The organism is Corynebacterium sp. HMSC063G05, assembly GCF_001810555.1.
In the GTDB taxonomy this organism is placed as follows: domain Bacteria; phylum Actinomycetota; class Actinomycetes; order Mycobacteriales; family Mycobacteriaceae; genus Corynebacterium; species Corynebacterium jeikeium_D.
The window spans coordinates 71,675-97,082 of sequence record NZ_KV801833.1 but is presented as its reverse complement, the minus strand read 5'-3'; the positions used below and the strand labels follow the sequence as shown (position 1 = coordinate 97,082).

21 protein-coding genes are annotated in these 25,408 nt (G+C 57.1%); 12 read left to right on the top strand and 9 right to left on the bottom strand.

The features are described 5' to 3' along the window. Nucleotide 1: 1 nt before the first annotated feature. Complete coding sequence (locus HMPREF2751_RS01225; RefSeq protein ID WP_070595190.1) at nucleotides 2-979, bottom strand: inositol monophosphatase family protein; 978 nt, start codon at nucleotides 977-979, stop codon at nucleotides 2-4. 34 nt (nucleotides 980-1,013) lie between these two features. On the opposite strand from HMPREF2751_RS01225, the gene ppgK reads away from it, so the two are divergent. Further along, nucleotides 1,014-1,769 (top strand): polyphosphate--glucose phosphotransferase, encoded by a 756-nt coding sequence (gene ppgK / locus HMPREF2751_RS01220; RefSeq protein WP_042388657.1) that lies wholly within the window; start codon nucleotides 1,014-1,016, stop codon nucleotides 1,767-1,769. A 395-nt stretch (nucleotides 1,770-2,164) separates the two neighbouring features. Further along, a complete protein-coding gene (locus tag HMPREF2751_RS01215; protein WP_016422651.1) occupies nucleotides 2,165-3,727 on the top strand; it encodes an RNA polymerase sigma factor in 1,563 nt (520 codons plus the stop codon). A gap of 318 nt (nucleotides 3,728-4,045) precedes the next feature. On the opposite strand, the gene HMPREF2751_RS01210 is transcribed toward HMPREF2751_RS01215, so the two are convergent. From HMPREF2751_RS01210 to HMPREF2751_RS01195, 4 genes are all read right to left on the bottom strand, one after another. Beyond that, on the bottom strand, nucleotides 4,046-5,653 hold the full coding sequence (locus HMPREF2751_RS01210; protein WP_070549534.1) for an SLC13 family permease: 1,608 nt from the start codon (nucleotides 5,651-5,653) through the stop codon (nucleotides 4,046-4,048). 281 nt (nucleotides 5,654-5,934) lie between these two features. Beyond that, nucleotides 5,935-6,375: a hypothetical protein gene (locus HMPREF2751_RS01205; protein ID WP_016422649.1), complete on the bottom strand. Its 441-nt coding sequence runs from the start codon at nucleotides 6,373-6,375 to the stop codon at nucleotides 5,935-5,937. A 39-nt stretch (nucleotides 6,376-6,414) separates the two neighbouring features. Beyond that, nucleotides 6,415-8,160, bottom strand: a complete 1,746-nt coding sequence (locus HMPREF2751_RS01200) for a DEAD/DEAH box helicase (protein WP_048733265.1) — start codon at nucleotides 8,158-8,160, stop codon at nucleotides 6,415-6,417. Beyond that, nucleotides 8,157-8,405, bottom strand: a complete 249-nt coding sequence (locus HMPREF2751_RS01195) for a DUF3039 domain-containing protein (RefSeq protein ID WP_005509477.1) — start codon at nucleotides 8,403-8,405, stop codon at nucleotides 8,157-8,159. Before HMPREF2751_RS01195 ends, HMPREF2751_RS01200 begins: the two co-directional genes overlap by 4 nt. Nucleotides 8,406-8,579: 174 nt before the next feature. Between HMPREF2751_RS01195 and HMPREF2751_RS01190 the strand changes: the two genes are divergently transcribed. The 6 genes from HMPREF2751_RS01190 to galE all read left to right on the top strand — a co-directional run bounded on the left by HMPREF2751_RS01190 (nucleotide 8,580) and on the right by galE (nucleotide 14,248). Next, nucleotides 8,580-9,119: a DUF3099 domain-containing protein gene (locus HMPREF2751_RS01190; RefSeq protein ID WP_016422647.1), complete on the top strand. Its 540-nt coding sequence runs from the start codon at nucleotides 8,580-8,582 to the stop codon at nucleotides 9,117-9,119. Between the two features lie 38 nt (nucleotides 9,120-9,157). Continuing rightward, nucleotides 9,158-10,723 (top strand): DUF7782 domain-containing protein, encoded by a 1,566-nt coding sequence (locus tag HMPREF2751_RS01185; RefSeq protein ID WP_070595188.1) that lies wholly within the window; start codon nucleotides 9,158-9,160, stop codon nucleotides 10,721-10,723. Beyond that, nucleotides 10,724-11,158, top strand: a complete 435-nt coding sequence (gene dtd / locus HMPREF2751_RS01180; RefSeq protein ID WP_070549538.1) for a D-aminoacyl-tRNA deacylase — start codon at nucleotides 10,724-10,726, stop codon at nucleotides 11,156-11,158. A 136-nt stretch (nucleotides 11,159-11,294) separates the two neighbouring features. Further along, a complete protein-coding gene (locus HMPREF2751_RS01175; RefSeq protein WP_016422644.1) occupies nucleotides 11,295-12,284 on the top strand; it encodes a sigma-70 family RNA polymerase sigma factor in 990 nt (329 codons plus the stop codon). Between the two features lie 303 nt (nucleotides 12,285-12,587). Beyond that, nucleotides 12,588-13,268 carry an iron-dependent transcriptional repressor DtxR gene (locus tag HMPREF2751_RS01170; RefSeq protein ID WP_016422643.1) on the top strand — a complete coding sequence of 227 codons (681 nt, stop codon included), beginning with the start codon at nucleotides 12,588-12,590 and terminating at the stop codon, nucleotides 13,266-13,268. Continuing rightward, nucleotides 13,265-14,248, top strand: a complete 984-nt coding sequence (gene galE / locus HMPREF2751_RS01165) for a UDP-glucose 4-epimerase GalE (protein ID WP_016422642.1) — start codon at nucleotides 13,265-13,267, stop codon at nucleotides 14,246-14,248. Before HMPREF2751_RS01170 ends, galE begins: the two co-directional genes overlap by 4 nt. Nucleotides 14,249-14,274: 26 nt before the next feature. Here galE and HMPREF2751_RS01160 read toward each other — a convergent pair whose 3' ends face one another. Beyond that, complete coding sequence (locus HMPREF2751_RS01160; protein ID WP_049193020.1) at nucleotides 14,275-15,387, bottom strand: DUF4192 domain-containing protein; 1,113 nt, start codon at nucleotides 15,385-15,387, stop codon at nucleotides 14,275-14,277. Nucleotides 15,388-15,616: 229 nt separating this feature from the next. On the opposite strand from HMPREF2751_RS01160, the gene HMPREF2751_RS01155 reads away from it, so the two are divergent. Together HMPREF2751_RS01155 and HMPREF2751_RS01150 are read left to right on the top strand one after the other, a co-directional pair. Beyond that, entirely contained in the window at nucleotides 15,617-16,819 is a 1,203-nt protein-coding gene (locus HMPREF2751_RS01155; RefSeq protein ID WP_016422640.1) for a PAC2 family protein, read from the top strand. Nucleotides 16,820-16,861: 42 nt separating this feature from the next. After that, on the top strand, nucleotides 16,862-19,381 hold the full coding sequence (locus HMPREF2751_RS01150) for a DEAD/DEAH box helicase (RefSeq protein ID WP_141747425.1): 2,520 nt from the start codon (nucleotides 16,862-16,864) through the stop codon (nucleotides 19,379-19,381). Nucleotides 19,382-19,458: 77 nt separating this feature from the next. Here the strand turns inward: HMPREF2751_RS01150 and HMPREF2751_RS01145 are convergent, their stop codons facing one another. Continuing rightward, nucleotides 19,459-20,391, bottom strand: coding sequence for a hydrogen peroxide-inducible genes activator (locus tag HMPREF2751_RS01145; RefSeq protein ID WP_049193018.1), 933 nt, complete (start codon nucleotides 20,389-20,391; stop codon nucleotides 19,459-19,461). Between the two features lie 105 nt (nucleotides 20,392-20,496). Between HMPREF2751_RS01145 and HMPREF2751_RS01140 the strand changes: the two genes are divergently transcribed. Both HMPREF2751_RS01140 and HMPREF2751_RS01135 read left to right on the top strand, forming a co-directional pair. Next, entirely contained in the window at nucleotides 20,497-21,093 is a 597-nt protein-coding gene (locus tag HMPREF2751_RS01140; RefSeq protein WP_016422637.1) for a peroxiredoxin, read from the top strand. A gap of 5 nt (nucleotides 21,094-21,098) precedes the next feature. Beyond that, nucleotides 21,099-21,623: an alkylhydroperoxidase, AhpD family gene (locus HMPREF2751_RS01135; RefSeq protein ID WP_016422636.1), complete on the top strand. Its 525-nt coding sequence runs from the start codon at nucleotides 21,099-21,101 to the stop codon at nucleotides 21,621-21,623. Between the two features lie 127 nt (nucleotides 21,624-21,750). Here HMPREF2751_RS01135 and HMPREF2751_RS01130 read toward each other — a convergent pair whose 3' ends face one another. Next, nucleotides 21,751-22,968 (bottom strand): hypothetical protein, encoded by a 1,218-nt coding sequence (locus HMPREF2751_RS01130; protein WP_016422635.1) that lies wholly within the window; start codon nucleotides 22,966-22,968, stop codon nucleotides 21,751-21,753. A gap of 142 nt (nucleotides 22,969-23,110) precedes the next feature. Beyond that, nucleotides 23,111-25,213, bottom strand: coding sequence for a neutral/alkaline non-lysosomal ceramidase N-terminal domain-containing protein (locus tag HMPREF2751_RS01125; protein WP_016422634.1), 2,103 nt, complete (start codon nucleotides 25,211-25,213; stop codon nucleotides 23,111-23,113). Nucleotides 25,214-25,408 lie beyond the last annotated feature (195 nt).

The following is a 25,408-nucleotide window of genomic DNA, read 5'->3' as shown; positions in this document are numbered from 1 at the left end:
ACTAATTCCTAGCCTTCGCGATAGCACCATCCAATGCCTCGAAGAACGCATCGGCAACTTCAGAGTTCGCCGCACCGACACCAAAGTCGAGCGGGTCTCCCTCCGGCCGGCCAGTAACGTTGGCACACTGAGTGAATTCCGGGACCCTAATCCTTGCGCCTGCTTCAGCCGCAATCAGAGCACCAGCTGCATAATCCCAAACCTTGATGTCGTGTTCGTAATACGCATCAACACGGCCGTGCGCCACCATGCACAAATCCAGCGCCGCCGATCCCATGCGCCGAATATCTCGACACTCCCCCAGCAACTGCGACGCTATCCGGCCCTGCACCTGCCGGAGACTAGCGGAATAGCTGAATCCCGTTGCCACAAGTGTCTTTTCCAGCTCGGCCGTTGGGGAACAACTAAGCGTCTGCACAGTGCCGTCCCGTCGAGAAACCTGAGCGCCCTCTCCCTTAGCTGCACTGTAAATCTCTCCCGAGGACGCATTTGCCACTGCACCCGCCACTACCTCATCGCCTACGGCGCAAGCGATACTCACGGCACAATTGGGCAGGCCGTAAAGGAAATTCACCGTGCCATCAATGGGGTCTACAATCCAGGTCACCGCTTCGCCCTCGTTGGCAGCCTGCGCTGGGGAACTCGCGCCGTCGTCAAGCCCGCCTTCTTCGCCCAAAATGCGGTCAGAGCTGCTAAACGTCTTGATAAGCGAACGAATGAGCTCCTCAGATTCACGGTCGACGACGGTGACGGGGTCAACAGATGAGGACTTCGTTTCGGAACTTGCTAAAACGCCATCGGAGCCGAGTTCGACCCGACGACTGGCGATGTGCGCCGCGGCTGCGCGGGCGATAAGTACCGCGCGGTCACGCAATTCCCCGACGCTGGGCCGCACGGACCCGGGGCTATTCGGTGCAGCAGACCCCCTATTATCCGCGCTGTTAGCGAGTTGTTCGGTGCCATGCGAGTTATTGCTCATGCCCCCATTGTGTCTGTTTCGTACAATTTGAGCTATGGGACAACGAATTGGATTTGGCATCGACGTGGGAGGCTCTGGAATCAAGGGTGGCCGCGTAGACCTTGAAACTGGGCAGCTTATTGGCGACCGCATTAAAATTTTCACGCCACAGCCGGCAACTCCGGAAGCGGTTGCGGAGACCATTGCAGAAATTGTGGACATTGCGAAGTGGGATTCCGATGTCGGCATCACGATTCCGTCCGTCGTACAGAATCAGATTGCCTTGCTGGCCGCCAATATTGACGGTTCTTGGGTTAATACGAACTGCCAAGAGCTCTTCGCTAAATACCTGCCCAACAACAAGGCGCACGTGCTTAACGACGCTGACGCTGCCGGCCTCGCTGAAGTCCAGTTTGGCGATCCGGGCAATAAGACAGGCGCCGTGTTGTTGCTAACTTTTGGTACAGGCATCGGCTCCGCGCTTATTCATGACGGACTGCTCTACCCCAATTCGGAGTTAGGCCACCTCATCATTGATGGCATGGAGGCCGAACACTTTGCATCCGCGAGAGTTAAGGATGTGGAGGGGCTCGGCTTCGAAGAGTGGGCTGAGCGCGTGAGCAAGGTGCTTAAGACCTACGAGGCGCTGTTTTGGCCGTCACGGATCATCGTCGGCGGCGGAATCAGTCGCGAACACGAAAAGTGGATTCCGCTGTTGACATGTAAGACTCCAGTTGTCCCCGCAAGTTTGGATAATAATGCGGGTATTGCTGGCGCCGCCTTTGCAGCTGACCAGGGACTTTACCCTTAACCACTTTCATTTCTTATATGGGGATTGGTAGCTACGTGTCGGGCGTGACACGTGCTTGAAGCCATGCCCCGTGGCGGCGATTTTAAGAATTGGTTTACAATAAGAAGTTGACTCACGGCAAGGTTGAATAATCAACAGGCTCGAGGAGGATTGGGAAAATCGAATTCCAGCGCACTGCTTCGATGAGGATTTTCACCGATTACTTCTTCGCTAGGAGCCAGAAAGCAACACTGATGACCGTGGCACGAAAAGGTCAGCTCTGAATGTTTTCCATTCGGCTAGTTGGCTATAGACGAAGTAAAGGCGCACCACTGGCGCGTTGAGCTTCTCTTCGACCGAGAGAAGCTGGCGGCGGCTTTGGCGGCGCACACAACGTACATCGTGAAAGGGCGTTCGTGGCAGGCAACGAACTGGGGCAAGCTCAGGACCAATCCACCGGGAGTGGCACCGGTTCAGCTACTCCTGCAAAGAAGGCTGTAAAGAAGGCCATCAAGAAGGCAGTGAAGAAGACCGTGGCAAAGAAGACTGCCGCGAAGAAAACTGCTGCCAAAAAGACGGCTGCTACCAAAACTGCGGCGAAGAAGACGACCGCTAAGAAGGCAGCGGCCAAGAAGACCGTGAAGAAGGCGGCCAAGAAGTCCGTCGCTAAGAAGACCACGCGTAAGGCCGCCGCCAAGAAGGCAACTAAGCGGACAACGGCTGCGAAGGCCACCGCGGCCAAGGCTGCTGCAGCGAAGGCGAAGGACGCGCAGGCTCTCGACGCAACTGAGAACGAAGAGCTCGAGGACGAGGAACTCGACCACGACTTGGAGCAGGAGCAGGACTACGACCCGGATCTGGATGATGATCTCGAAGACGATGATCTTCACGACGATCTGGATGATGACGACCTCGAAGACGACGACCTCGACGATGATGAAGAAGAGGACGACGAGGACGAAGACGAAGACGAGGATGAAGAGGACGAGGGCGACGAGGTCTGGAACGAGGACGAGTCCGCTCGTCTGCGTCAGGCCCGCAAAGATGCTGCCCTCACCGCCTCCGCCGACTCTGTCCGCGCCTACCTCAAGCAGATTGGTAAGGTCGCGCTGCTGACTGCCGAGGAAGAAGTCAGTCTGGCAAAGCGCATCGAGGCCGGTCTGTACGCGCAGTACAAGATTGACGAGGCCAAGGAAGCCGGCGAGCGCATCGCTTACGCTCAGAAGCGCGACTTGCGCGAGATTTCTCGTGACGGTCAGCGCGCCAAGAATCACCTGCTCGAAGCCAACCTCCGTCTTGTGGTGTCCCTGGCAAAGCGCTACACCGGCCGTGGCATGGCTTTCCTCGACTTGATTCAGGAGGGCAACCTCGGCCTGATTCGCGCCGTCGAGAAGTTCGACTACACCAAGGGCTACAAGTTCTCCACCTACGCAACGTGGTGGATTCGCCAGGCCATTACTCGTGCAATGGCCGACCAGGCTCGAACCATTCGTATTCCGGTTCACATGGTCGAGGTCATTAATAAGCTCGGTCGTATCCAGCGTGAACTGCTTCAGGATCTGGGCCGCGAGCCCACCCCGGAAGAGCTCGCCAAGGAAATGGACATCACAGAGGAAAAGGTTCTCGAGATTCAACAGTACGCTCGTGAACCGATTTCCCTGGACCAGACCATCGGCGACGAGGGTGACTCTCAGCTCGGTGACTTCATCGAGGACTCCGAGGCAGTTATCGCCGTGGACGCCGTCAGCTTCACGCTCCTCCAGGATCAGCTTGGCGACGTCTTGGAGACTCTCTCCGAACGTGAAGCCGGTGTCGTCCGCTTGCGCTTCGGCCTTACCGACGGCATGCCACGTACCCTGGACGAGATTGGTCAGGTCTACGGTGTGACACGCGAGCGCATCCGTCAGATTGAGTCCAAGACGATGTCCAAGCTGCGTCACCCGTCGCGCTCGCAGGTGCTGCGCGACTACTTGGAGTAAAGCTTTAACCTGGAGTTGTTCAGGGGCTAACAGCTAGACCCAGAGAATCGGGCTTGAATGAGGTTTCACACCTTATTCGAGCCCGGTTTTTCTTTTGGTGTCAGCGCTAGTGAGTTACTGACTGCGTTTATGTCAAAAATGACCTCAAAAATGGCCTGAAAGTGTCATAAACTCACACAGTTTCACATTTGCAGCCAAAAGCCCCGAACCACCAAAGTGGAACGGGGCGAAGGAGCATCTGAGCAACGCTAGGCGGAGAAGCCCGACGGTGGTTCAGCACACTGGCCCACCATCCACTACGGGCTACTACCTACCCAGCTAGTACACGACGCCGAATACCCACTGCAGCAGCGTCAGCGATGCCACAGAAATCACGATCAGTGCGACGACGTTCAGCCAAACACCGGCCTTGACCATGTTGTCCATGCTGACGTAGCCGGAGCCGTAGGCGATGGCGTTCGGCGGTGTTGCAACCGGCATCATGAATGCCGAAGTAGCTGCCAGTGCAACTGGAACTGCGAAGATCATCTGGTCGTGGCCCAGACCGATTGCCATCGCACCAACCAGCGGCAGGAAGGTCGCGGCCGTCGCGGTGTTAGAGGTGAACTCGGTCAGGAACAGCACAACGGCGCCGACGACAACCACGAGTGCAGCCACTGGCATCCAGCCGAGAGTAGACAGCTGCTCGCCAATCCAGTCCGACAGCCCAGAGGCACCGAACTGCGAGGACAGCGCCAGGCCACCACCGAACAGCAGCAGCACACCCCACGGCAGCTCCAACGCATTTTCCCAGCGCATGAGCTTCACGCCATTAGGGCCACCCGGAATAAGGAACAACGCAATACCCACGGTCATTGCGATAACCGCATCGGCAATCTTGGTGTCGGGCAGCAGCACCGGAACAAAGACCCACGCCAGTGCCGCCGCGATAAACACTAGGAGCACTCGGCGCTCTCCAGTCGACATACGGCCAAGGCGCTTCAACTCGTCACGCATGAGTTCGCGCCCACCTGGAATATGCGTAATCTCCGGCTTAAACAGAACATTTGTCAGCAAAAACCATGCACAGAGCATGAGCACAACCGCCACCGGGACACCCAGCAGCATCCACTGGCCGAACCCAATGTTGACACCCTGCTCCGCCATGTAGGCCGCCAGCATCGCGTTCGGCGGAGTACCAATAATCGTGCCCAGCGAGCCAATCGATGCCGCGTAAGCGATACCCAGCATCAGCGCGATACCGAAGTTTGACTTTGGCATCGGGTCATAGCTTGACGACGACTCCTCGGCCTCCTCCAGCGCATCCCCACCGGGGGTTTCAGCGACGGATTCACTCGCAGAGCCCGTATCCTCTGCAGGAACCTTTTCATCGTGCAGCATTCGGACAATGAGGCTCAGGACGGACACACCGATTGGCAGCATCATCACGGCCGTGGCCGTGTTGGAGACCCACATCGACAGGAAGCCAGTAGCCACCATGAAGCCGAGAATCAGCATTTTTGGTGACGACCCCATGAGCACCAGAACCCACAATGCGACGCGCTTGTGGAGGTTCCAACGCTGCATCGCCAGCGCCAACAGGAAGCCGCCCATAAAGAGGAAGATGGTCGGGTCTGTGTACTTGCCCGAGAAATCCTTAATCTCCGCGAGGTTGAGAATCGGGAATAGAGCCAGCGGCAGCAGAGCCGTAACGGCAATCGGGATAGCCTCGGACATCCACCACACGGCCATAAGCACTGCTACACCTGCGGTTGCACGCAGGTTGTGATCGAGCTCAGCCGGCATAAAGAAGTACACGAGCAGGGCCAGGATGATACCGAGTCCTAGACCGGTGCGCTTACGGAAAAGCTCCCGGCTGAGGTATCCACGGTCTTGTTGGCCAGGTGACAGTTCCGGGGAGTTATCGCGCGTAGATGTCGCTGCCACGATTCACGCTCCTATTTAATAATCAGCAGACATCCTGTATTGCACGCATGTTCAAACGTTTACCGCATGTGGGGATGCCAAATGTGGGTACTTTCTGACACCAATATCATTACCAACACTCGGCCAAATATGAGATTTCACTAAGAAACCCCCGGCCGAAACTGCAGGCAGTTGGGCTTCGGGGGTGGACTACGGGGTTAGCTCATTTCCTGATTGCGTATCTGGCATTGACCGAAAACTCCGGGCACAAAGTAAGACCGCCATTGATGTCGCTTCCAAACTCACTCCGATTGCTTCTTTGGCTGATCAGTACCCATCTGCTTAGAGATGCACTCGGCATACTCTCCAGAGGTGCGCTCGAACTTCTCGCACTTCGACATCGCATCTGATGTCGACGAATACAGCATCAGCGATACCACGGCGGCTGCAATACCCGTCACAATGCCGACCACGCCCAATCCGAACGAACCGCTGATGACCGCGTCTCCCCCGGCTGCCTGCACGCGTTTCTTGGCACTCATTGCCTTCGCCATCGCGATGATGCCCAGAACAATGCCAAAGACACCGAGGATGCCACCAACAATCATCCAGGACATCAAGAGTCCGCCGACGCCAAAGATCAGTGCCAGCACGCCAATAGTCCGACCGTCATTGCCTGGTACAGCTGACAAACCACCGCCGGTCAATTCCGACGGCCTCGACTTATCACTGCTTGCCGACATTCTTCTCTCCACCATAGATTGCTCAGTTCGTTTGAAACCCTACCAATTACGCAGGTAGCTGATGCGATCACGCAACTGTTCCTCCGTACATAGCGCAGTCGGCGGGCCACCACAGGCGCGCCGAACCTCGTTATGCACTTGACCATGTGGCTTACCGGTTCGCGCCGCTGTCATCGACACCAGCGTATTGAGCTCCTTCCGCAACTTCGGCAACACCTCACTGGCCACCTTCTGCGGCCTTGGGTACGCCGATCCCTCAATCCGGTGCACCGCGCCCCCTTCGCCTCCGCTTGACGACGATTCCCTCGCCTCCTCGCGGGCTTCCTTCTCTCGGGCACTGGCGGCTTTAAGCTGTTCATCCTGCCGCTGACGCAGCAAGAGTCGCATCTGATCGGCGTCGAGAAGCCCTGGCAAACCCAGATAATCGGCCTCTTCGGCGGAACCGGCAACGGTTGCGGTGCCGTAGGAGGAGCCGTCGTAGATGAGGTAGTCAAGTTCAGCATCCGCGCCAATGGATTCGTAGGCCGGCAGCAATTCGTCGGGCTCATCCTTGCGGCGATTGGCCTCAGCGACCAAGTCATCCTCCCAGCCTTCCGAAGGCCGATCCGGCTTGCCGAGCACGTGGTTGCGCTGCACCTCCATCTGCGAGGCCAAGTCGAGCAGCACCGGAATCGACGGCAAGAAGACCGAAGCGGTCTCCCCCGGCATGCGGCTTCGCACGAATCGTCCGATAGCCTGCGCGAAGAATAGTGGAGTCGAGGAACTGGTCGCGTACACGCCGACCGCCAGCCTCGGCACGTCCACGCCTTCGGAGACCATGCGCACGGCCACCATCCACTCATCGGTGGACTCGGAGAAAGTCTTAATTCGTTCCGACGAGCCCGGTTCATCCGAGAGCACTAACGCCACCGGCGTAGAGGCAATCTGCTCGAGAATGCGTTTGTACGCACGGGCAGTTGCCGCGTCGGAGGCGATAACCAGGCCACCCGCGTCCGGGATATGCTGCCTCATCTGCGAGAGCCGGGTGTGCGCTGCCCGCAGCACAGATGGCATCCACTCGCCCTTTGGGTCAAGCGCGGTGCGCCAAGCACGCGTGGTCTCCTCTGGACTCATCACGGTGCCCAGACGCGCAGCAAACTCATCGCCCGCACTATCACGCCAGCGGGCTTCACCGGAATAAGCCAGAAAGACCACCGGGCGGACAACGCCGTCGGCAAGCGCATTGGAATAGCCGTACGTGTAATCAGCGACGGAACGCGAGTAACCATCGCCGTCCGGCGAGTAGCGAACAAACGGAATCGCTGCGTCATCGGAGCGGAACGGCGTACCAGTTAGGCACAGGCGGCGTTCGACATCGCCGTAAGCTTCGGAAATACCGTCGCCCCAGCTCTTGGCATCGCCGCCGTGGTGCACCTCGTCCAGAATCACCAATGTCGGCCGAGCGGTGGCTACGGCATGGTGCTTAAACGGATGCACTGCGACTTGGGCGTAGGTCACAACAATTCCCTGGTAGGAGGGGTTTACCACACCCTTGGCGTTGGTGAATTTGGGATCCAACGCAATCCCCGAACGAGCAGCGGAAGCAGCCCACTGCACTTTCAGGTGCTCAGTGGGAACCACGACGATGATGCGCTCGACGATCCGGCGCGACAGCAACTCACTGGCGATACGCAAGGCGAAGGTCGTCTTACCTGCGCCCGGTGTCGCCACTGCAAGGAAGTCCTTGGGGTTAGTCGCCAGGTATTTGTCGAGGGCCTCCTGCTGCCATTTACGAAGCCCGCTCACTTGCGACGCAGGGACTTGTAAATCCGCTCGCAGTCAGGGCATACCGGTGAACCCGGCTTCGCTGACTTCTTCACAGGGAAGGTTTCACCGCACAGAGCAACGACGTAGGAGCCGTTGACCGCGGAGTTCACGATCTGGTCCTTCTTGACGTAATGGAAGAACTTCGGGGTATCGTCCCTCGTCGACTCATCGACGCGGGTATCGGTGCGTTCAATCGTCTTTGTCGTCTTCAATGGAGTGCTCACAGATTCCAATTGTGCCCCATCGGTCAAATTATGCCCAGTGACCCAGGTGCTGGCCGCTGCTGACTGCTGCCTTCCACAGCCATCCACAACATCGCTACGACTACGCGAGCATGCGGCTGCAACGGACATAGCTAGTTGAGACGACCCCACGCCACAGGCGTATGCTAGACAACCATGGCGCGAATCAATGACCGTCGCGACTCCGCGCTGCCGAAACGCGGAAGTTCCCGGCGACGCAAGAAAGACGCGGCGTTGATTACCGACGCCCGCGGCTCTCGGATTCGCAACTATGACCACCGCCGCCACGTCTACGCGGCTCTGCAATGGTCTCGCATTCCGCTGCTGCTTCTTTCCGGCGCTTTTTATCTGTGGTGGGATGTGCCGTGGATTGCAGCGATTCTCATGGTCGTCTCCGTACCCATGCCGTGGATCGCGGTTGTCATCGCCAATGGCGTTGGAGAACCCGCTGACAAGCGTAAGCCGCGCGTCTACAAGCCTGGAGTTGTACGCGAGCAAAACCGCAAATGGGAGGAGCAGCAACGCCAGCGCGCCCTCAAGGAAGCAGAGATGCGCGCGCTCGGTTCTGCCGCCAGTACCGAAGACACCGACGCACCGACGCAGTCCGGTAACGAGACCACCTCAAATCCCTTCGATGACGCAAATGTCATCGATATGCCGGAAGACGACGATTCGTCGTCAAGCTCCCCTAACTAGCCCCTCCGCCCCGCTTTACGACGAAGGTAGTGCCTACGATGACCTTTTCCCCCTCCACCTTCACCCCACCGACTGATCAGCAGCTTCGTGATTTTGTCGACTGTGCGGAGGAATTTGCCACCGCGCTCAGGCGCCTTGAGTTTTCCAGTGAGTCACTGCGTCGAGTCCTAGGCGCCGAGGGACTGGCCGCGCTGGACCGCGGTGAGCCCGGCGTTGTCGATGTTCTACTTACCGAAACTGAGGGCGTTTCTGCGGACACTGTGACCGCGTTGCGTATTTTCATCCTGGGCGATTTCGCCGACGCACAGCAGCTATTTGGGGCTGAGCTGACAGCCAAGTTACTGGGCAGCGGCATACTTGCCGGCACCGCCACCAACGCACAGGTGTGTATCGATGTGCGCCCGGTCGAGATTGCGGGAGTCGACCGTATTGTCTTTTCCGACCGCGATGCCTCTATGAGCGATCACGTTCCTGGACCCGATCATGTCTTGGGCGTAGGGCGGGCTTCCCGCTCCCTCCTCGATATTTCGCCGACCTCGGCGGTGGAATCCGTACTCGACCTCGGTGCCGGTTGTGGCGTCCAGAGTCTTGCCCAGCCGGATGCAAAGTCGATTGTCGCGACGGACATTCACCCCCGGGCGCTGTTTTTTGCCCGCGCTACTTTCGCCGCAAATGGCTTCGACCAGGCGCAGGCCGTCGAAGGTTCGTGGTTTGAACCGGTTGCAGGCAAGAAGTTTGACCGCATTGTGGCGAACCCGCCGTTCGTCGTAGGGCTGCCAAGTGTGGAACATGTTTACCGTGACTCAGGATTGAATCTGGACGGTGCCACCGAACTTATGATCCGCGGTCTGGCCGACCATCTCACCGACGGCGGCACGGCGCATCTGCTCGGTGCTTGGGCCCATATCGAAGGCGAAAGTTGGCAACAGCGCATCGCCTCTTGGCTCCCTGCTGAAGGCCTCGAAGTGTGGGTAACACAACGAGATGTCGCCACGCCGGCGGAATACATCGGCACCTGGCTTCGAGACGAGTCCATCGACCCCCGCAGCCCAGAAGGCTGCGAGCGCTCCCGTGCCTGGCTGGAGCACTTCCGCAACAGCGGCGTGACAGGCATCGGGTTCGGCTACATCACAGTCCAACGCATTGCCGGCCCGACTTCCGCCGTGTGCGAAGAAATGCCGCAGCCTTTGGCCGCTCCCTTCGGCGCCGAAGCCCAGGAGTATCTCGGCCGCGCCGAATGGCTTCGCGCACAAACTGCTAACACCATCCTCGAAGCTGCCTTTACTCTGCGCCCTGGCGTCGCCTTAGAACGCGTTTCGCTTGCCGACGTCGACAGCGGCCAGGGCTTCACTGAGTTCGATACGCGCATCTCACGCACCGACGGCCCCGCCTGGACACACTCAATCGATGAGTCCGTGGCAACCATTCTGGGTGCGCTGCATCCCGAAGCTGCTCTGGGCTCCGTCATCGACATCATGGCAATGTTTGGAGCCTTTGATGAGTCCGAAGTCCCTGCAATCAAGGACGCCCTAGTTCCCATCGTCGTTGACCTGGTTCGCCATGGTCTGATTCTCCCCACCGAGCTCTTGGAGGATAAACAGTAAATGAAAGCCGTTCTCACCCTAGTTAAATCCGCGTCAGTCACTGTCGACGGCTCCGTTGTTGGCCACGTTGACGGAGGCGATACCGGCGCCATTTTGGCGCTCGTAGGTGTTGGCCGCGAGGACACTGCCGATGCTTGGGAAACGATGGCCCGCAAGATCGCGGAGCTGCGCATTCTGGATGGCGAGCTCAGCGCTGTCGACGCTGGCGCCCCGGTGCTCGTTGTTAGCCAATTCACGTTGATGGGGGCGACAAAGAAGGGACGGCGGCCGTCGTGGGTAGACGCGGCTCCGGGCCCAGAAGCCGAACCCGTCATAGAAAAAATTGTCGAGAACTTGCGCAATCGTGGCTTGACGGTCGAAACGGGACAATTTGGAGCGATGATGGAGGTCGCATCCGTCAATGATGGACCCTTTACAGTTCTCGTAGAATGCTAGTCGCGGCAGTTTTTCTTAACATTATATTTGCATGCCAAAATTACCCTATTGACATTCATCAACTTTCACGGGAACATTTCCGTAACTCCGTGCGTTGTAGTTATCGAGTCCACTTAAAAATCCAGGAGGCAGATTCATGAAGAGTGCCGATATTCAAAATGACGAACTGGAAGGTCAGCCACGGGACAAGGGGCGCCGCACTGGCAATAACTCCAATCCGTCCGCCGATTTGGTTCGTGTGTATTTGAACGGCATCGGAAAGACTGCTCTTCTCAGCGCTGAAGAAGAGGTGGAACTTTCTAAGCGCATTGAAGCCGGTGTATACGCCGAGCATTTGCTGCAGACCGGCGCGAAAATGACCCGCGCAAAGAAGCGTGATGTCAAGATTTTGGCAAAGGAAGGTAAGGCTGCACGCGCCCACCTACTCGAAGCCAATCTCCGTCTTGTGGTCTCGCTGGCGAAGCGCTACACCAACCGCGGTATGCCTCTGCTGGATCTAATCCAGGAGGGCAACTTGGGCCTCATCCGCGCCATGGAAAAGTTCGACTACACCAAGGGTTTCAAGTTCTCCACTTACGCAACGTGGTGGATTCGCCAAGCTATTACCCGCGGTATGGCTGATCAGTCGCGCACCATTCGCCTCCCTGTTCATTTGGTTGAGCAGGTCAACAAGATTTCTCGTATCAAGCGTGAGCTCTACCAGCAACTCGGCCGTGAGGCTACGAATGAGGAATTGGCAGAGGAATCCGGCATTCCAGAAGCCAAGATTGAGATGCTGCTGCGTCAGTCCCGCGACCCGGTGAGCTTGGACATGCCGGTGGGCACTGATGAGGAAGCTCCTCTGGGAGACTTCATCGAGGACTCAGAGGCAACTGATGCCGAGGAGGCAGTTGTCGCTTCCCTGCGTCACCACGATGTCCGCAAGGTTCTGTCCACTCTCGAGATTCGAGAGCAGGAAGTTATTAAGCTCCGCTACGGTCTCGACGATGGCCTGCCCCGCACGCTGGATCAGATTGGCCGCCACTTTGGCCTATCTCGAGAGCGCGTCCGCCAGATTGAGCGGGAAGTTATGTCCAAGCTCCGCGAGGGTGACCGTGCTGACAAGCTGCGTGAGTACGCAAACTAACGCCACATGGCGGTGACATCGATAGGGTTCCTAATTTCAGCCCTGAGATAGAGCTGGACTTCAATGCCGACCCCGTGCCGGAGTTTCATCCACACTGGCGGTCGGCGTTTTCGTCTGCACGTCGAACTTTCGACATCGCGTACGCTCCCTTCCGTCTCAGCAGCGCCCACCGAACCAAGCTTTTCGCTGCCTAATCAGCACCAAAGCCACTAGATTTGCGAGCCCTAACATCTTTCTTGCGCAAGTGTGGTTATCCTAATACTTGAGTGAAAACTTTTAAGACTGTGTTATCGGAGGAAAACCGTGAGGGATTTGGTTGACACCACGGAAATGTACTTACGTACGATTTTCGAACTCGAAGAAGAGGGCATCATTCCTTTGCGTGCTCGCATTGCCGAACGCCTTGAGCAGTCGGGGCCGACCGTTAGCCAAACCGTTGCGCGCATGGAGCGCGATGGCCTTCTCGTAGTTGCCCCAGATCGCAGCTTGCAGCTTTCCGACGAGGGCCGCAGGCTGGCCACGGCTGTCATGCGTAAGCACCGCCTAGCTGAGCGCCTACTTACGGATGTCATTGGCCTCGAATGGGACAAGGTTCACGACGAAGCCTGCCGCTGGGAGCACGTAATGAGTGACGAGGTCGAGCGCAAACTTCTCGACGTGCTTGACTCTTACACACGCTCCCCATTCGGCAATCCGATTCCCGGTTTGGGAGACCTCGGTGGGACTCAGTCACCAGAGTCGTTAGAGAACGTTCGCCGACTGTCCGATCTAAACCCCGGCGAGTACACCGTTGAGATCGTCCAGATTAACGAAATCCTGCAGGTCGAGCAGAGCTACATGAAGCGTCTCCACAAGGCTGGAATTATGCCGGGTACTGAGGCACTTGCCGAGGTTGCCGCCGGCCGCGTGACTCTCGCCCGTGGTGATCATTCTCTTGACATTCCGGATACTCTGTCTCACGCAATCATGGTGATTATCAAATGAAACTCCTCGTCACTGGTGGTGCCGGCTACGTCGGTAGCGTGTGCTCGGCAGTATTGATTTCTCTTGGCCACGACGTCACCATTCTGGACAACTTCTCTGTTGGCAACCGTGATGCGGTGCCAGAGGGCGCGACCCTAGTCGAAGGCGATGTGGCGGACAAGGCCTACGAGGTTCTGTCCTCCGACAGCTTCGACGGCGTCGTTCATTTCGCTGCGAAATCGCTTGTTGGCGAGTCTGTTGAGGTTCCTTCCGACTACTGGCACAACAATGTGGGCCAAACCCTGAAGCTACTCGACGCAATGCGTGATACCGGTACGAATAACCTGGTGTTCTCTTCGACAGCTGCAACCTACGGTGAGCCAGAGAAGACACCAATTACCGAAGACATGCCAACCGCACCGACCAACCCTTACGGTGCCACCAAGCTGGCCATGGACTACGCCATCTCGTCTTACGCCAAGGCATACAACATCGGCGCTACCAGCTTGCGTTACTTCAATGTGGCGGGTGCCTGGGGCGGTTTTGGCGAAAACCGTGAGGTGGAAACTCACCTCATCCCCCTGGTACTGCAGGTTGCGCTCGGTCACCGCGACAAGATTATGGTCTTTGGCAATGACTGGCCGACTCCGGACGGCACCGCGGTTCGTGACTACATCCACATCAAAGACCTCGCCGATGCGCACGTCTTGGCACTGGAGTCCAACACGCCGGGAACCCACCGTATCTTCAACCTCGGTTCTGGCGACGGCTTTTCGGTTCGCCAGGTTATTGAGACCTGCCGTAAGGTCACCGGTCACCCGATTCCTGCTGAGGATGCACCGCGTAGAGCCGGTGATCCGGCAACCCTTATTGCCTCTTCTCAGCGCGCCATGGACGAGCTCGGATGGAAGCCCAATCATACGGAGCTGGAAACCATCGTCGCCGATGCATGGGAGTACACCAAGAACCTCGGCGACCGAGCCCACTCGGCGCACCGCTAGGTACTGCAGCACAGCTTGCAGGGTCGCTAATCAATACGCGGCATTTTCACCTTGTATACCCTGCGCAGCACCTCTTGTGCCGCACCAAGAATTGTGCCAACGCACCTCGGCACAATTTGATTGGCGACCGCAATTTCCAGCAACTGAGTCAGTGAATGATTCGGTTGCTCCCCCGCTGCCTCATCGAGAGCTGTTTGCGCATAGTTCTCCAGCCCAGCCGCGAACTTTGCGATGGCAAAACACGCTAAAGCGTTAGCACGCAGGCTGCCGCGGTGGACGATTGCGGCCTCGCGCCAGATTTCTCCCATTGATTGCGCCAACTGCGTAGTAATGAAAATCATGGACATATCGCGCAAGGTGACGTTGGTCAGTGCTGCAGCAATGGCATATCCCGCGGTTTCATCGCGAACCGCCTCATGTGCATCCATCACACCATCGGCCACGTTTTCCACGGCGGCTTTTAGCATGTCGAAATGCTCGATGAGCGCGGGATTGTCCGAACCAATTTTGAGCTTCCTAGGCTGCTCAACGGCTGTCGCTCGTTCCCGGAGGCGTTCAATCAGAGCCCTGTCTTTACTGTCGCGGAATTGGCCACCTCGAAAATAGCTGCGGTACTCCTCATAGTTTTTGAAAATCTGCTCTCCCTGCCGAGAGATTAGATTTGCATTGTCGGTCATCAGACTGTCACCGACAATGCCGACGATCTCTCCCTGCTCGTCCGTGACAACTTCCCCCGCAGCAATAGTGGCAACGCCCGCCAAACGCACCTCATGCAGGCCGCCTTCTCGCAGCCAGCCTGTAATAGGTGTGGAGTCCTTTTCAATCCCCCAGGATTCGTCGATGATAAACACATCTGCGTGAGTGCATCCTTCATCGAGCAGGAAGTCCGCGGCTGCCCGCACCAAGTCAGGATTGTTCTCCATCGAGGCCACATCCTTAATCAGCATCGGGCCAGCATGCGCTGTCGGATCAAACTCGACCTTGCCATCGATGAGATCTTCGACCTGCTGACGATACAACGCCGCAATCACTACCTGCCCCCGCGGATAGAATCCAACGATTCCCGGCAGGTTCGTCAGAAAAACACTCGGCTCAATTTCAGGCTTTTGTCCTGCACCGAAGTTCTGTTTGTTTCCCATTAATTCCTTACCCCTTTTCCCCCATTGGAATAGCTCGACAGCGGACAATCCTCTCGCCATCTGGTGGCTCTCATTGTTATCGAATCCGCAACAGCCTTGCTTGTGCGCGACCGGAAAAATCGGCCCATCTGTGGACTACTTTCTACTTGTGGATAACTGGAATAGTTTCTGCGGTATCGTGGTTGTTTACTTCAAATGACGAAAAATGTGATGCAGGAGGTAGTCGTACGTGAGTGATCCGACCGACAAGCCTCAGGGCAATATGTACGAGGTAGTTTTTCCGGTTCCTGACGTAACGGGAAGCGAGGGCCATCTGACCCTGGTCATTGCACTTAGCGGTTATGCGGATGCCGGTAATGCCGTCTCGGAATCAGCTAGTTTCCTCTTGGATGCTCTCGAGCACCGTCCATTGGTGAACTTTTCTATCGACGAGCTGATTGATTATCGTTCTCGCCGTCCCTCTGTGACGATGAACCACGACCAGATTGTGGATGTATCCGATTTGAACCTGTCACTCAATGTGGTTCGCGACAACGTCGGTAAGCCGTTCTTGCTGCTTTCTGGCCCTGAGCCAGACATGCGGTGGGAGGCTTTCTCGACTGCCGTTGCAGAGTTGGCGGAGCGCTACGATGTCGGTCGGACTGTGTCGCTGTACTCGGCTCCGATGACGGTTCCGCACACCCGACCACTGGGCATCATCGCCCATGGCACAGATAAGCGGAAACTCGGTGATATGCATACCTGGGGAAACCGCGTCACAGTTCCGGGTGCTGCGAGCCTGAACATTGAGTACGAGCTCGCAAGCCGCGGTTGTGATGCCTTTGGTTTCACCGCACAGGTGCCACACTATGTCGCGGCCTCTGAGTATCCGCTGGCGTCACTGCGGCTGTTGCAGGAGGTAGCAAAACTAGCCAAGCTCGAGCTCCCGCTTGAGGCGTTGGAGAAGGAATCCGCGCGGGTGGCGGAGCTGCTCAATACGCAGACGAATGATTCCGGCGAGGTCTCTCAGCTGGTCAATCTTCTCGAGGAACAGTACGACCAGGAAGTTCAACGTCGTCAAGAGCTGGAGACTTCTCCCCTGCTTGGACCTAACGGCGAGATGCCTTCGGCCGACGAGATTGGCGCTGAGTTCGAAAGGTTCCTCGCTTCTCAACCGCTGCGCCCAGTAGAGGATTCTTCCTCGCTTGACGACGAGGCGGAGACCCCGGCCAGCTCGGATTCCTCGGCAACTACATCAGAGGACACTGACGCACACTCGGAAGAATCCGAGTCGGCCTCGGCGGATGATAGGTCTGCGGAGTTTTCTGCAGACGGCACTGCCGAACAGCCTGAGTCAGAACAGCCTCGGGAAGAGCAGGCGGAAAGCGAAGAATCCGGTGAACCGGAACAACCTCGCCGTCGGCGCGGCTGGAAGCCCTGGTTCCGCTTCTAATCCGGGGTTACCGCTAGGGTGGGAAGCGTGTCACTATCTGAAATGCTTCCCGACCTAGCTGAGGTTCCAGAGTCCCTTTTCGACGATGCGATTATGGACTCGTTCATTGCCTGGACCAGGGATCAGGGCATCACGCTCTACCCGGCCCAGGAGGAGGCCGCTATTGGTCTCGCTGGTGGCGACCACGTCATCCTTGCCACTCCGACAGGTTCGGGCAAGTCCATGGTGGCTATTGCTGCCCACTTCTGCGCCCTCGCTCGTGGCCAGCGCAGCTTTTACACAGCGCCTATTAAGGCCTTGGTCAGCGAGAAGTTCTTTGCCCTCTGCGAGGTCTTTGGCGCTGAGAACGTCGGTATGATGACCGGCGATGCCACCGTCAACGGTGGTGCACCCATCATCTGCGCAACTGCGGAAATTGTCGCCAATATCGCCCTGCGCGACGGGGCCGACGCCGATATTGACCAGGTGGTAATGGATGAATTCCACTTCTATGCGGATCCCGATCGCGGGTGGGCATGGCAAGTGCCCTTGCTCGAGCTTTCCCGTTGCCAATTCCTGTTGATGTCCGCCACTCTCGGCGATACTCAAAAGTTTGAGACGGATTTGAAGGAACGCACGGGACTCGACGTCAACCTCGTTACAGGTACGACGCGCCCGGTACCGCTGGATTTCCACTATGTCTACACACCAGTTCATGACACGCTGGCGGAGTTGCTGGAATCCGGCAAAGCCCCAATCTACATCGTCTTTTTCTCCCAGCGCCAAGCAGCTGAACAGGCTCAGGCACTGACCGGTCTGAAGCTGCTGACGAAGGAGGAGAAGGAGCGGATTCGCGAAGAGATTGGCGATTTCCGGTTTACCACGGCCTTTGGTCGAGTTCTTTCCAAGTTGGTGCGCCAGGGCATTGGCGTCCACCATGCGGGAATGCTGCCGAAGTACCGTCGTTTGGTTGAGCGTCTCTCTCAGACTGGTCTGCTGAAGGTCATCTGTGGCACGGATGCCCTCGGCGTCGGCATTAACGTGCCTATTCGCACGGTGCTGATTACCGGTTTGGCCAAGTTCGATGGCCGTCGTAGCCGTATTCTCAAGTCACGCGAGTTCCACCAGATCGCTGGACGCGCCGGCCGTGCTGGCTACGACACCGAGGGCACCGTAGTTGTCGAAGCACCTGAACACGAAATCGAAAACGCCAAGCTGCGGCGCCGTGCCGGCCAGGATGAGGCCAAACTGAAGAAGTTGCGGCTGAAGTCCGTTCCCAAGGGCGAAGTGACATGGTCGGAGAAGACCTTCGACAAAATCGTTTCTCAGCCACCGGAGCCGCTGACCAGCCGCTTTGCAGTTACCAACGGTATGTTGCTCAACGTCATTGCACGTGGTGGCGATACCTACGAACACATGCGTCATCTGCTGCGCACCAATCACGACACCCGCCACCAGCAAAATGAGGCTATTCTGACCGCAATTGAGCTCTACCGCGGTTTGGTCAACGCGGGAATCGTCGTCATGCATGGCGAGGGCGATGACTGCCGCCCCGAGCTGACAATGGAGCTGCAGCGTGACTTCGCGCTCAATCAGCCGCTGTCGCCTTTCGCCATCGCCGCGCTCGAACTGTTGGATAAGGACAGCCCGAACTACGCACTCGATGTCATCAGTGTGTTTGAGTCAATTCTGGAAGACCCTCGCCCACTGCTCATCGCGCAGCAGAAAAAGGCACGCGGTGAAGAAATCGCCGCGCTCAAGGCCGAGGGTGTTGATTACACCGAACGTATGAACATCGTCGAAGACATCACATGGCCGATGCCGCTTGCCGACGAGCTGGAGGGCGCATTCGACACCTATGCTCAAGGTCACCCGTGGGTGCGTGAGTTTTCGCTGTCGCCCAAGTCTGTGGTGCGCGAGATGGTGGAAAAGGCCATGACTTTCTCGGACGTGGTATCTGAGTATGGAATTGCCCGCTCTGAAGGTATTTTCCTGCGCTACCTCACCGATGCCTGGCGCACTTTGCGACACACTCTCCCTCCGGAAGCCGCTAACGAGGAACTCCGGGACATTGTGGAATGGCTCGGCGAGCTCGTTGTGCAGGTGGATAACTCCCTGGTGGATGAATGGGCGCAGATGGCCGATCCGGACAAGCCATTGGACGAGGAAACTCTCAAGGAAGCGGCTTTTGGCACCGACGAGTCGCGGCCCCTTACAGGCAACGAACGTGCATTTACCCGTATGGTGCGCAATCTCATGTTTCGCCACGTGCAGCTCTTTGCCTTTGAAAAGGAGGAGGAGCTGGCCGACCTGGACAACTACCTCGACGATGCGCCAGATTGGCCTGCCGCGATGGATGACTACTTCGATGAATACGATGACCTAGGGATCGATGCAAAGGCTCGCGGCGGCGATATGATTTCGATTGACCGCAAGGCTGGTGAGGGCCTATGGCATGTGATCCAGATACTCGATGACCCTGAGGGCGACCACGGCTGGCGCTTTGAAGCGGGCGTTGACTTGGCTGCATCTGATGAATACGGCGAGGTCAGGTTGGCATCGCTGCGAATTATTCAGGGATAAACGCGAAAAACCGGGCTGGAACTACCAGCCCGGTTTTGCTTATTTCATACGCTACTGCGGCATGCGCCAAGAGAGCTTTAGGCAACAGCGTCTATGTAGGCCTGCCGTACCAGTTCAGCAATTCGATTGAACTCGCCGCCGCGTACCGATGATGCGCGGTGAACCAGCCCAATGGTGCGTCCCGGCCGTGCCGGACCTTCGAATCGCGCAACAGCCAGGCCGGGACGGTCGGCCTCAATCTTGACAGCCGATTCCGGTACAAGCGACTGCCCCAACCCACCGGCAACACACTGCACGACGGTCGATAGAGAAGCCGCCCGTGTTTCCAAGCTGGAGGTCTCGCCGTGAACAGCATCGACCTTGCGACAAATATCCAACACTTGGTCGCGCAGGCAATGACCGTCGTCAAGCAGAAGCAAGTCCAAGTCTCTGATTGCCTCAAGCTTTACCTCTTCCTTACCTGCCAGCGGATGATCCTCTGGCACGACGATGTAGAACTCTTCGTCGTAGAGGTAGATCTCTTCAAAGGAAGGCACATCGGACGGCAGTGCCATGATGGCTGCATCAATGGTGCCGGAGCGAAGTGATTCGATGAGGCGCTCGGTCGGCTCTTCGACGATCCTAGGCTTTAGATCTGGCAGCTCGTCACGAACCAACTGGAGGAAGTTGGGCAGCACGTATGGAGCAACCGTAGGGATAACACCAATGGATAGTGGTCCGGACAAATCATCTGTACGGCCAGAGGCGCGAGCAACGATCTCGTCAACAATTTCAGATGCTTGGCGGGCATATGGAATCAGACCGCGACCGAGTGGCGTCACCAGCACTCGGCGAGTCGAACGCTCTACAAGCTGCACCCCCAGTCCCTGCTCAAGGGTGGAAAGCGCTTGTGACAGGCTGGGCTGTGAAATGCCGAGGCGGGCAGCGGCTTGACCGAAGTGACCGGTATCGGCAATCGCGACAAAGGCACGTAACTGAGGCAAAGTGGGCCGATAATCTCTATTACGCATACCTATAAGCCTACACGAGCTTATTAACTTTTTCCTCTTGACGGTTCGGGAATCCATAGGCATAATGGTGTGTGACCCCAAAAGGAATACATTCAGGAGGATTCCATGGCAATTTTGACTGTTGGCGACAAGTTCCCCGAGTTTTCTCTGACCGCTCTGAAGGGCGGCAACCTGCGTGATGCAAACGCTTCTTCTCCGGATGACTACTTCGAGCAGGTAACCAATGAGTCCTACGAGGGTAAGTGGAAGGTCGTCTTCTTCTACCCGAAGGACTTCACCTTTGTCTGCCCGACTGAGATTGCTGCATTCGGCAAGCTGAATGAGGAATTCGAGGACCGTGACACCGTTATTCTCGGTGGCTCTGGCGACAACGAGTTCTCCCACTTCAACTGGCGTGCAACCCACGAGGAACTGCTGGACATCCCGTTCCCGATGTTCTCCGACATCCGCCATGACCTGATGCGTGCACTCGGCGTCGAGAACGCTGACGGTGTTGCAGACCGCGCAACCTTCATCATTGACCCGGACGGCATCATTCAGTTCGTTTCCGTTACCCCGGACGCTGTCGGTCGTAACGTTGACGAGGTTCTGCGTGTTCTCGACGCTCTTCAGTCTGAAGAGGTCTGCGCATGTAACTGGCAGAAGAATGACCCGACCAAGAACATCGACAAGATGGACGTTCTGAAGCAGGAGCTGAAGTAACTCATATGAGCATCGATAACCTTCGTTCCGGTCTACCGGAGTACGCCAAGGACATGAAGCTGAACCTTGGCACTCTCACCCGTTCTACGGAACTCTCCGAGCAGCAGCTGTGGGGTACCCTGCTTGCATCCGCTGCTGCCACCCGCAACGAGACCGTTTTCTCCGAGATCGCTGAGGAAGCCAAGGAGCACCTGTCTGACGAGGCTTTCGAATCTGCGCTTGGTGCGGCCACCGTTATGGGCATGAACAACGTTGCTTACCGCACTCGCCACATGCTCGGTGATGACTACGCACAGGTCAAGTTCGGCCTGCGCATGAACATCATCTCCAATCCGGGTGTCGAGAAGGAAGACTTCGAGCTGTGGTCTCTGGCAGTTTCTGCCATCAACGGCTGTGAAGCTTGCGTGACTTCTCACGCAAAGGTCGTCCGCGATGCTGGTCTGACCAAGGAGCAGGTCTGGGAAGCTGTGAAGATTGCAGGCACCGTCTCTGGTGTTGCACAGGCTGTCTTCGCTGAGGCTACCCGCTAAATATTCAGAGCTTAGGTTCGGCTTTTGATAGCCGAACGCTCCCCCGCAGGATTACCTGCTGACGAAATAGCGCCCGAGGAACCAATTTTTATCGGTTCCTTGGGCGCTTTTTCTTGTACGTTTTTGGCTACTGCTGTGGCGGGTAATAACCCGGATTCTCCTGGGCTTCATTAACTACTCGACGGCCACCGATGAGCTGACGGTAGATATGTACTTGCACGAGGAGAGCAAGCGGGACTGTGTACAACATACCGATATAGAAGAGCATTGCACCTGCGGAAGAAACAATTGACGTCAGAATGAATGCAACGAGCATCGTCCAATACTGAGGCTTCACCAAGCGCCATGCGACGACCGGAGCCTCAAGTGCTGTTGCTCGACCATCAAAAACAAGAAGCGGCATAGTCGCTGTGATTGGCATGATGAAGATGGACAGCACAAGTACCAACAGGTAGCCGATGGGAATCATCGCAGCTGCAGCTTCACTGCCGTTGGCAGACAGGGATACTCCAGCGATGAAGAGCACCATCCCCGGAAGCATGGCGAGCAGCCCCACCAGGAACGTGACAATGTAGGCACCGATAAGAGATCCCCACCGGTTTACACGGAAGAAAGTACCGTAGCTCGGCACTCGGCCGTCGACAGCTTCGAATGCACCGCGCAGCATAAATGCCTGCATCGCGAACATGCCCACGGCAAATAGGAGTGCCATCGCGCCGAGAGTCGCGAACATTGACCCTAGATCCTCAAACGGAACATCGCCTGGATAGTTCGGCTCAAAGTCCGGATCGAAGTCACCAGTCGCAAAGAGAATTGCCGCTGCGCCAACAATCAGTGCGACTAGTACGGCGAAGAACGTCAGCATGATGCCAAGCCAGGAAGCAAAATTGCTGTTTAGACTACGAAACGCCGCGGAAAAGGCACTTCCAATGTCGACCTTCGTCGGCCCCTGTGCCACAGGCTTCACCGGCGGCTCATCGCCACCTGGCATGTTGACTCCGGGAGCAAGTGCACCGGCTGCAGAAGCCCCGCTGGACTGGTGCTGCCAGTAGCTCGAGTCCGCACCATAGGGTTGCCCGCCGTAACTATCGCGCGACTCGCCAGTTCCATAAGAAGGAATTTCGCCATAAGCCTGTTCACGGCCGTAAGTCTGATTCCACTGTGGCGAATCCTCTGGTCCACGCGGGCCATGTTGTGCGTCCGAATCGAACCCGTAAGGGTTGTAGTCCTGCGAACCATTGTTGGGAAAACCGTGACTCTGGGAGTCATAGTTATTGGACTCATTGTCCCGGCTGCCGTCACCGTAAGAATCGTTGTTGCTATATGGATCGTTTGAGGTATTCATGAAGCAAATTGCTCCTGCCAAATTGACGGATACATACAAATAACGCGCACAACGGACTATACGTGAGACAAGCCCTTGATGAGTTTTTAAAGGCCGAAGTATAAGTCACATTGTGCGCATGGACGTATTTAATTGGACGTTCTTACACGAGCTCCACCGCGGCGACTCCCTCGAACTCGTTCAGCGAATCACCGGCACCCAACGCGCTACCACGCACGATGATGTCATACTTGCCCGGCGCGACTCCTCCGGTCTCCCAAGTGACCTTGGCGGTGGTGTAATTACCGTCCTTGGCAAATTCAATGACAGTTGCCTGGTCCCAGTCGTCAGAAACGATCTCACCGCGGTCATTCTTGATGAGTAGGTAGCCGTCTTCCAGTCGCAAGTCGTTATTCGGATTTGCCGCGACGAATTGGGCAACGGCCTGCTGCCCTACCGTGACGCTTGCAGTCGATTCGAGCACGTCACCAAAATTCTTGCCCATTGGTACGGAATCGATAGTCTTTCCTCCTGCTGGCGACGGCGGGATGATGCCAGTGAGATCACCTGCAGCACTGCCCGGGTCGACAGCCATGCCGTCGGCAAGCGCGTGGGCGAGATCGTGATAGATGGAGATCATCGCACTGAGCGTGTACTTGCCGAAAGCCGTTGCGCCGCCCTCGTAGTCCTGCTGATCGTATTCCTCTGGGGTAACGACGTAGTGTCCATAGCTGTTGGTGTAGCCCTGGCAGATGACAGTGTCGATTGGAACGCCGAGGACATCGGCGACGTGCTGACGCATGCGGTAACCCGACATCGTGGTGGGTTCAAGGCCGTTGGTAATCAAGGTGAAGCCACCGATGCGGGTGATGGAGAACATGTGGGTCTGCTGGAGAAGACCATCGATGTAGCCCACTGGCAGCAGGCATTCTTTCTCGCCCTGAATCTCCCCGATATTTTTCGGGAGTACGACGTTATTGAGCTGACGTACCCACGGTGTGCCTCCACGCTGGCCCTCGTTGAAACCTAGGGCTGGTTCGCCGCCGCCGTCCTCCTGGCTACTGGCTGCGAAGGCCGCACCGAGGATTGCAGGTCCAGTGCGGTGCGGCTGGCCGTCGGGCGTGAATTGGCCGTCAATGTCGACATCGCCGAGGTTGACCCACTTGTGGACGGTAGAGATTCCGCCTCCTGGCAGTGCAATGGTCTGACCCTGGGTAGCGTCAATCTGACGCTGACCGAGAATGCGGGCGGACTCTGCTTCGTCTCCGTTGCCGGGACCCGAATTTGGCACGAGCCCCATGTTCGGGCTGATGTCACCCGGGCACGACATGGTAAATGCGGCGACAAAGGGGGCATCGGCCGGCTCACGGTGGGTAACCCCGCGGTCGACCTCAACCTTCCATGCTGCATAGCCCTTGTTGTCGCCGTCGATGATGGTGTGCTCGGGGCCGAAGGTGGTCGGATGAATTCCATACCAGTTAATGAATCCGACTTCGCGACCACCGCGACTCACGTGCAGTGTATGGCTTTCCGGGTTGACTCCGTCGGGGAAAAGACGCTGTTCTTCCTCGGGGTTACGCCTGAATGCCTCCAGGGAGCGGTTAACACCCGCATCCTTGGCAATCCCCTTGGTCAGGTGGATAGTCGACGGCTGGTAATCAGCGTGTGCACGTTCAATAGCCTTGACCACACCGACGACCACAGCTTCGAAAGTGACGGGACGGAAACCGAGAGTAGTCAGGTCGACCATAAGATGGCCCGATGTACCACCCGGCGCGACATGCGTATGAGATGCGCAGATAAGCACGTTGCCCTCGTGGTAGAGGTCTCCGAAGAGAGCTCGCAGTCGCCGCAGAACTTCCATCTGGATGGACTGGAACATGAGCCCCATATCTGCGGTGACGTGGACGACACGGTTGTCGTTGTCATCACCGAAGATGAATGCACGCGCCATCTGGCGAAGACGCAGACCCGAGGTGGTCTGGTCCATGACCGCATACCCGTTCATGCCAGCGCCGAGTGGCTCGCCTGTCATGTCAGCCATTCCTCGACCGACATTCAAAGTGGTGGTCGAATTCCCCGCGGCGGCAGAAGCCCCGTTTGCAGGAGCGGCGTTTGCCTTTGATGCACCATTTACGGCAGGCATCATACTCGCAGCTGACACGGCAGTTGCTCCGACGAGGAAGCCTCGCCTGCCCACTTGGTACGGGGCGCGTGCGGTTGGTTCTGCCGAATTCGACGATGATGCCATCTGGGGATCGAGCATGTCACATCCTCTTCATATTTCTTTTTGAATATCAATATGTTGGACTTTAATCAGACAATCCCCTACGCGTGGCCTAATAAGCCAAAGTTCCCAAAATTCCCCCCGCGACAGCAGTAACCGATACGACATTCGCAAGGCAGTATCACTACCATGGACACAGTAGAATTTCGCAAGCTTTAGCGCGCTCCTCGCAGA